We start from the raw sequence: 8,077 nt of genomic DNA on the forward strand, positions 1-8,077 counted from the left end.
GAGCGTAGCCTGTAGCCTGGAACGGAGCGCAGCGGAGATCCAGGAATCAGAGCAACTTTAAAACTTCGATCCTGGATCTCCGCTGTGCTCCGTTCCAGACTACTTAATTAATCGAGACACCGTGAGGAATTTTTTCTTGCATTAAATGTAAACGTTCTAGCATCGCAAAATAATTAGGGCAGGTTTTAGCAACACATTCTGCTTCTTCAATGGCAATGCCTGGAATTTTTAATCCAATTAAGGCAAAGGCCATGGCGATGCGATGATCGCGATAACTTAATACCGTATTGGCTTGGATGCTACTGGGATAAATGCGAATAAAATCGTGTCCCGATTCTACGCGCACGCCTAATAATTTTAAATTATTTTCAACCGCTGTGATGCGGTCGCATTCTTGCAAACGCGTGTGAGCAATATTGGTTATCGTAACGGCAGATTGTGCAAAGGGCGCTATAACGGCCAACGTCATAAATGTATCAGAAAAATCGCCCATATCGATCTCAATGCCGCGTAAATTTTTTACCCCTTCTAAACGTAAACCAAAGTCAGTCTCACTTACCTGACAGCCCATTTTTTCCAAGACGTTAACAAATTGAATATCACCTTGCAAACACTTCGATCGTGAAATATGCGGAATGGTAATCACCGATTGTGTTAATGCCGCCGCGGCAAAAAAATAAGAAGCGGTCGATAAATCCGGTTCAATCACATATTCTTTCGCGTGATACTGTTGGGGTGTTGCAATTAAAAATTGTGAACCCTGTTCTTCTACGTTTACACCAAATTGTCTCATCATGGCACACGTCATCGCCACATACGGGCGGGAAATTAATTCCTTAACTTTCATTATCACATTTTTTTTCGCAAAGGGGGCAATCATTAATAAACCGGAAATAAATTGACTGCTTAATTTTCCTGAAATCGTTATTTCTCCTCCTAATAAACCATCGCAACCAATAATTCGTAGCGGTAATTGCTCAGATTCAGCAGGAAAAAACTGAGTGCCTTGTTGGGTTAAAACAGCGATTAAATCGCGTAAAGGACGTTCGCGTAATCGTGCGCTGCCATCAATTTCAAATTGCCCACTTGCACTGCTTAACGCACTTAATAAAAATCGTGCAGCGGTGCCAGCATCTTGACACCAAACACGTGCGCGCTTTTGTGGGAATTTGCCATCGCATCCTCTAATTTTGCATTGCTCTTTGGCTTCGTCCCAGTGCAAATTCACTCCCAGTACTCGTAAAGCATTGGCAAACGCTAAGGTATCATCGCTATTTAATACGCCGTGTAAAATACTTTCGCCCCCCGCGAGAGCGGCTAACAATAACGCGCGATTAGTAATGCTTTTTGATCCTGGAATAGTAATACTACCATCAAAAGAATTTGCTAACGGTTTAATGTAGGTTTTCATGTCGCAACATTTCTCAGCTCAATTAAAGTTAAAATCGGTTTCATTAAATCAGCAATTTTTGCTGGGTGCAATGCTTGTTGACCATCGCTATAGGCATTCGCTGGATCATCATGAGTTTCAATTATTAATCCTTGCGCACCCGCACCCACGGCACCTAATGCTAATGGGGCAACTAAGGCGGTTTTACCCGCGGCATGACTCGGATCAACAATCACGGGTAAATGAGAAATGCGTTGTAATTCTGGAATAATCGAAATATCCAACGTATTACGCGCATGCGTATTAAACGTACGAATGCCACGTTCGCATAAAATCACTTGGTAATTACCGCCTGCCATAATATATTCTGCCGCTAATAATACTTCTTCTAAAGTTGCACACATGCCGCGTTTTAATAAAATCGGTTTACGAATTTCACCTAATTTTTTTAATAAACTCATGTTTTGCATATTGCGCGCGCCCACTTGAAAAATATCGACTACATCGATCATTTTTTCTAATTGTTCGTGATCCATAATTTCGCTAACAATTCCCATGTTAAAGCGCTGTTTGACCGTGGCTAAAATTTCTAAACCTTGCTCACCTAATCCTTGAAAACCATAAGGACTTGTTCTTGGCTTATACGCGCCAGCACGAAATAAACGCACACCTTGATCGTGTAATTGTTGGGCGATACGCAGAGTAATCGGTTCCGCTTCCACACTACATGGGCCTGCTATCATGCAAAAATCCTGGCCGATATTCACGCCATTGACAGGAATAATCGTATTATCGGGTTTAAATTCACGAGATACTAATTTATACGGTTTAGAAACACGGATCACTTCAAATACTCCGGGTAAACTGAGAAAGGGTTGTTCTTGCACCGTACCATTATTGCCGGTAATGCAAATGGCGGTGCGCTGGGCACCAGGCATGGGATGCGCGGTTAATTTCATGCGCGTGATCATCTCACATACGTGTTGAATATTTTCAGCAGTCGCATCGTTTTTCATAACAATCAACATTTTCGTTCTCCTAGTTAAATCATGGTGTGAATAAAGTCAGTCACTTGGGCAGTGGAGGTTGGCGCTTGCTGAATTAATTCAATTAATTTAGAAGCGACAATTGTACCATTTGCGCCCTGTTGATAAAGCATTTGTGAGTGCAAAGGCTGTGAAATTCCAAATCCCACCACCACGGGCTTGGTGGTTTGCGATTTGACCGCGGTTAATAATTCCAAGCTTGCCGGGTCAAGGTGTTCTCTGGCACCGGTAGTGCCTTTCACACTCACTAAATATACAAATGCTGTGGATTTTTCCGCAATAAATTCTCGGCGCTTTGCTGGCGTATTCGGTGCGATTAAAAAAATACTGTCTAAATCGGCCTTGGCTAATAAGCTTAAATAGTCTTCATGATCAGGCAAACGATCAACCGCTAATATCGCATCGATCCCTGCTTCTTTTAAACGGGCTAAATTTAATTCGGGATCAGGGCGAAAAATAATATTGTAATAAGTCATGAAAGCTAAGGGGATAGCACTATAATGACGAATTTCTTGAATTAATTCTAAGGCTAGCTGAAAATTCATACCATTGGCTAAGGCGCAGGCAGACGCGGTTTGAATGGTTGTGCCATCGGCAATCGGATCGGAAAAGGGCATACCCAATTCTAAGGCTAAAACACCAGCATCAATGGCTGAGGTAATTAATTTAAGTGACTGATCAACCGTTGGAAATCCTAACATAAAATAGGGAATAAATATTTTTTGATGATTTAAAAATAATTCTTGGAAACGTTTCATTGTTCACCTCGATAATTAAAATAGGTATGAAGATCTTTATCACCACGCCCCGATACATTAATTAAAATACTTTCGTCAGTCGTGAATTGTTGGCTGATTTTCATGGCGAGTGCTATGGCATGAGCCGATTCCAACGCAGCAATAATGCCTTCCTCTTTAGCAATTAATTCAAACGCCGCTACGGCCTCTTCATCGGTAATGGCGGCATAATTAACGCGTTGACATTGATGCAAATACGCATGTTCTGGTCCGACGCCCGGATAGTCGAGTCCTGCTGATATGGAATGCGTAGGAGAAATTTGTCCTTCGTCGTTTTGCAAAAATAATGAGTGCATGCCATGGAAAATTCCGCCCGATCCTTTATTCATGGTTGCCGCATGATCGCTGGTGGCAAGTCCGCGTCCGGCGGCTTCGGCTCCGAATAATTTAACGGCATCATCCCTGAGAAATTCAGAAAAAATACCAATGGCATTACTGCCACCCCCGACACAGGCCACCACAGCACTGGGTAATTTTCCACTGCGTGCTAAGAGTTGTTGTTTGGCTTCGCGTCCGATTACCGCTTGAAAATGTCGTACCATTTGTGGAAAAGGGTGTGGACCTGCTGCTGTGCCAAACACATAAAACGTATTATCAACATGATTCACCCAATCGCGCATCGCTTCATTAATCGCGTCTTTTAAGGTGCAACTGCCGCTATTCACGGCATGAACTTGTGCGCCAAATAATTGCATGCGTTGCACGTTTTGCAATTGGCGTTCCATATCGATAGCGCCCATATAAATATGAACGTCTAATTTTAATAACGCGCCAATCATAGCGGTGGCCACGCCATGTTGACCGGCGCCCGTTTCGGCAATAATGCGTGTTTTGCCCATGGTTTTGGCGAGTAAACATTGTCCGAGGGTATTATTTGTTTTGTGCGCGCCACCGTGTAATAAATCTTCGCGTTTTAAATAAATTGGACATCCAGCCAGTTGCGATAAATTTTTAGCAAAGGTTAACGGTGTTTCACGTCCGGCATAATGCGTTAATAAATCGGTTAATGCGTGATTAAACGCGGGATCGTGTTGATAATGCGAAAACGCCGCAGCGATTTCTTGTAAAGGTGCTACTAATGTTTCGGGAATAAAACTACCGCCGAATTCACCGTAATAATGAGTTAACATGCTGAAATTTCCTTGAATAATTGTTGTAATTGTTGCGGGCATTTTCGTCCTGGGGAAGACTCAACGCCGCTGCATACGTCAATGGCAAAAGGATCCAGTGGAATTAATTCACGCACATTTTGTGAATTAATTCCTCCTGCAATCCATAAACGGGATTTATCTTTGGGTAATATCCCCCAATTAAAACGTTTTCCTGTACCACCGAATTGTTGAGGATGTTTCGTGTCATATAAAAAATAATCAGCAGAAATTGGCGGAGTTTCTGGGATTTTTTGCAAAGTGCTGGCTGAAGCATCCACCAAAATAGGATAAATAATTTTGCAATTTTGTAAGGTAATCATTGATTGCTGATAAATTTGCGCGGCATATAAACTCAACGCATCGCAATAACTTTGAATGATATCAGTAGTGTGCTCAATAAAAATTCCAATGGGCTGTGCCGAAGTTAAGGCCTGGCAAATGCGTTTGGCGGTAGCTAAATCTATACATCGTGGTGAATGACGAGAAAAGTTGAAACCAATAAAATCAGCGCCTAATGCTTCAGCCAATAAAGCATCGTTTACATTGGTAATACCACAAATTTTTATGTTCATCGCAATGCCCTCACAGCTTCAATAAACATGTATGGGTTATCGCTTTGCATTAACGCACTGCCAATTAATACCGCATTAATCCGCGAGGGTAAGCGATTAATATCCGAGGGTTGAGTGATCCCCGAGGCGCCAATCACATAGCAATCGTTAGGAATTAATTCCAGCAAACGCGGTGTTTTACTAAAATTAATTTCAAGCGTTTGTAAATCACGATGATTAATTTGAATTATTCTAGCGTCTAATTGCAAGGCCATGGCTAATTCTTCTTGATTAAATACTTCAATGATTGCATCCATATGATACGACTCAATGATATTTTTTAATTGCTGTAAGCGTGGGAATTCAAGTGCTTTTACAATTAATAAACAAGCATCAGCACCGTGTAAACGCGCTTGCATAATTTGGCGTTCATCAATAATAAAATCTTTGCATAATAATGGTAAATCACAGTGTCGACGAACGGTGCTGAGGGTGGCGAAACTGCCAGAAAAATAGCGCTCATCGGTTAATACAGAAATGCCTTGCACGCCCGCTTCTTGATAGTTTTTCAGGATCTTCAATGGATTTAACTCTGATGTTAATGATCCCAAAGCGGGAGATTTAAATTTTATTTCAGCAATAATAGCCAAGGATTGGCGTTTAAATGTGGTGATAAATGAATGTTGTGCCAGAGGTAAATTTTCTATGACCGGTAAATTTTTCACATAATGTTTTTTATAATCGAGAATTTCGCTTAACATTATTTACCTCCTTGTTGTAATGCTCGCAGTTTTTTTAAGGCAAGCCCTGAGTCAATAATATGATTAATTTTTTCGATGGCATGTTCTAAAGTCATTGTTGTTTCAATTAATTGCAACGCTAACGCTGCATTCAATACCACACTTGACCGCGGAGATCCTTTTAACAGATTGGCAAGAATATTTTCCGTGATTAAGGCATTGCTGTTGGCATCACCGCCATTTAATTCCGCTGCATTTCCAGCTAAACCATAATCACCGGCATTAATTTGATGATAACTAATGGTATTATTTTGCAAACGGGCGAAATAGGTATCACCTTCAATACTGGCTTCATCACTGCCATTGCCGTGCAAGACGATCGCACGCTCAAACTGTAATAATTGACACGTTTCAATCATCAATGGAATTAAATCCGCATCATAAACACCGATCACCAAATGAGAAACACCCGCAGGATTTAATAACGGACCCAAAAGATTGAAAATGGTTTTTTGTTTTTGTTGGGCTAAAATTTTACGCGCAGCAGTTACTTTAGCAAATTGTGGATGAAAATAGGGCGCATATAAAAAACATAACTGGTGTTGTTGCAATTGTTGACTGGCCGCAACAATAGTCTGTGGAATAGGAATACCTAAGGCTTGCACACAATCAAAACTTCCCGAGCGACTACTCACCGCGCGATTGCCATGTTTGGCAACGCGGTGTCCTGAGGCTGCCAGAATAAAACTGGCGGTGGTAGAAATATTAAAGGTATTTTTTCCATCACCTCCCGTGCCCACAATATCGATCTGAGGATGAGTGAGTGGTGGTAATAATAAACTATCGCATAAAATTTCTCGCACACATTCAGCCAGTTTTTGGGGAGTGAGCGTTTCTAGGCGCAAGGCTTGCAACATATCGATTTGCTGAACTAGCGAAGTTGTGGGTGCAAAGAGTTGTCGAATGAAATTAGCGTATTGCATGATAGGCCTCCAAATAATTTTGGATAATCAAACTGCCTTCTGGCGTTAACACACTTTCAGGATGAAATTGCAAACCCACAATTGGCCGTGTGCGATGTCGCACCGCCATGATGGTATTTTCATGAACTGCGGTGGTGATTAATTCATCGCTTAAAGACGTAGCGACTAAAGAATGATAGCGCGCAACTTGTAAGGGATTGGGTAATCCTTGAAATTCCAATTGTTGATCATGCTGAATAAAACTGGCTCTGCCATGCATTAAGCTTGATGCTTGGGCGACTGTGCCGCCAAAATAGTCGACAATAATTTGATGCCCTAAACAAATCCCTAATATTTTTTGGCTTTGTTGAGTGTGGGCTAAAATAAATCGACATAAGCTATCTTGCTTGGGATGACCAGGCCCTGGAGAAAATACGATTATCTCGGGTTGGTGCTGTTCGATATAATCCAAAGCGGCAGAGTCGTCCCATTGATTTCGAAACAACGTCGTTTGACAACCGATTCGCGCAAATTCATCGGCTAAGTTGTGAACGAAGGAATCCATATTATCGATTAATAAAATATTCATAATTAATTGACTCCGAGAGCGCTCATTCCAGCGCGGGATTTGTGTTCAGTTTCTTGAAATTCGTGTTCGACTATACTATCGGCGACAATGCCGCTAGCAGCACGTAGATAAACTTGATTATGTTTAATTCGCAGCGCACGAATAATAATCGTCATTTCTAAATCACCGTCGTGGGTAATGACACCAAATCCGCCGCCAAATAATCCTCGCGCATTTTTTTCATAACGATTAATCAACGTCAGCGCGCTGGGTTTGGGCGCACCGGTGAGCGTGCCCATATTCATCGTTGCTAAATAGGCCGTGAGCGCATCGTAGTGAGGATTTAATTTTCCAGTCACCACCGATACTAAATGTTGCACGTGCGAACAGGTTTGGATGGTAAAAGACTGGGTAACTTCTGTGGTGCCAGGAATGGCGATGCTGGCAATATCATTGCGCGCTAAATCGATAAGCATGGTGTGTTCGGCTAATTCTTTTCCATCCACTTGCAAAGCAATTTGATACCGTTGTTGCAGGGCTGAAGTATTTCCTCGGGGTTTTGTGCCAGCAATAGGGTGAATTTCCACTAACGATTTTTCAACTCGTAAGGCCAGTTCAGGCGAAGTGCCGAGTAAATAATGCGTTTCATCTTGCATGAAAAATTGATACGGCGCAGGATTAATCGCACTTAATTGCTGATAAGCTTGCAAGGGATCACCGACAAATTCACCAACAAACATTCGACCCAATACCACTTGAAAAGCATCTCCTAATTGAATATGACGATGAATTTGATTAAATGCCGTTTGATAAGCGGAAAAATCGGTATCGGCATGCAAGGCGAGAGCGTGCGCTTTGGCATGATTGACCGG

General features: G+C 41.9%; 9 protein-coding genes. All 9 read right to left on the reverse strand.

Annotation, left to right across the window (positions count from 1 at the left end; all coding sequences use genetic code 11):
• Nucleotides 1-103 precede the first annotated feature (103 nt).
• Entirely contained in the window at nucleotides 104-1,411 is a 1,308-nt protein-coding gene (aroA, locus tag KIT27_11940; GenBank protein MCW5590357.1) for a 3-phosphoshikimate 1-carboxyvinyltransferase, read from the reverse strand.
• Nucleotides 1,408-2,418, reverse strand: coding sequence for a 3-deoxy-7-phosphoheptulonate synthase (aroF, locus tag KIT27_11945; GenBank protein ID MCW5590358.1), 1,011 nt, complete (start codon nucleotides 2,416-2,418; stop codon nucleotides 1,408-1,410). Before aroF ends, aroA begins: the two co-directional genes overlap by 4 nt.
• Nucleotides 2,419-2,432: 14 nt before the next feature.
• Nucleotides 2,433-3,194, reverse strand: a complete 762-nt coding sequence (gene trpA / locus KIT27_11950; protein ID MCW5590359.1) for a tryptophan synthase subunit alpha — start codon at nucleotides 3,192-3,194, stop codon at nucleotides 2,433-2,435.
• The gene (trpB, locus tag KIT27_11955; GenBank protein MCW5590360.1) at nucleotides 3,191-4,363 is read right to left on the reverse strand and encodes a tryptophan synthase subunit beta; all 1,173 of its coding nucleotides are present in this window, start codon (nucleotides 4,361-4,363) and stop codon (nucleotides 3,191-3,193) included. Before trpB ends, trpA begins: the two co-directional genes overlap by 4 nt.
• Entirely contained in the window at nucleotides 4,357-4,956 is a 600-nt protein-coding gene (locus KIT27_11960; protein ID MCW5590361.1) for a phosphoribosylanthranilate isomerase, read from the reverse strand. Before KIT27_11960 ends, trpB begins: the two co-directional genes overlap by 7 nt.
• Nucleotides 4,953-5,696 (reverse strand): indole-3-glycerol-phosphate synthase, encoded by a 744-nt coding sequence (locus tag KIT27_11965; GenBank protein ID MCW5590362.1) that lies wholly within the window; start codon nucleotides 5,694-5,696, stop codon nucleotides 4,953-4,955. The genes KIT27_11960 and KIT27_11965 overlap by 4 nt, the downstream gene beginning before the upstream one ends.
• The gene (gene trpD / locus KIT27_11970) at nucleotides 5,696-6,658 is read right to left on the reverse strand and encodes an anthranilate phosphoribosyltransferase (protein MCW5590363.1); all 963 of its coding nucleotides are present in this window, start codon (nucleotides 6,656-6,658) and stop codon (nucleotides 5,696-5,698) included. The genes KIT27_11965 and trpD overlap by 1 nt, the downstream gene beginning before the upstream one ends.
• Nucleotides 6,645-7,226 carry an aminodeoxychorismate/anthranilate synthase component II gene (locus tag KIT27_11975; protein ID MCW5590364.1) on the reverse strand — a complete coding sequence of 194 codons (582 nt, stop codon included), beginning with the start codon at nucleotides 7,224-7,226 and terminating at the stop codon, nucleotides 6,645-6,647. The genes trpD and KIT27_11975 overlap by 14 nt, the downstream gene beginning before the upstream one ends.
• Nucleotides 7,227-7,228: 2 nt before the next feature.
• The coding region (locus KIT27_11980) for an anthranilate synthase component I family protein (protein MCW5590365.1) at nucleotides 7,229-8,077 on the reverse strand (849 nt) is incomplete at its 5' end.

The organism is Legionellales bacterium (genome assembly GCA_026125385.1).
In the GTDB taxonomy this organism is placed as follows: domain Bacteria; phylum Pseudomonadota; class Gammaproteobacteria; order JAHCLG01; family JAHCLG01; genus JAHCLG01.

Coding starts and splice junctions, on each gene's coding strand:
- trpA (MCW5590359.1), bottom strand. CDS start 3,194: ATGAAACGTTTCCAAGAATTATTTTTAAATCATCAAAAAATATTTATT.
- aroF (MCW5590358.1), bottom strand. CDS start 2,418: ATGTTGATTGTTATGAAAAACGATGCGACTGCTGAAAATATTCAACAC.
- KIT27_11975 (MCW5590364.1), bottom strand. CDS start 7,226: ATGAATATTTTATTAATCGATAATATGGATTCCTTCGTTCACAACTTA.
- KIT27_11960 (MCW5590361.1), bottom strand. CDS start 4,956: ATGAACATAAAAATTTGTGGTATTACCAATGTAAACGATGCTTTATTG.
- KIT27_11965 (MCW5590362.1), bottom strand. CDS start 5,696: ATGTTAAGCGAAATTCTCGATTATAAAAAACATTATGTGAAAAATTTA.
- aroA (MCW5590357.1), bottom strand. CDS start 1,411: ATGAAAACCTACATTAAACCGTTAGCAAATTCTTTTGATGGTAGTATT.
- trpD (MCW5590363.1), bottom strand. CDS start 6,658: ATGCAATACGCTAATTTCATTCGACAACTCTTTGCACCCACAACTTCG.
- trpB (MCW5590360.1), bottom strand. CDS start 4,363: ATGTTAACTCATTATTACGGTGAATTCGGCGGTAGTTTTATTCCCGAA.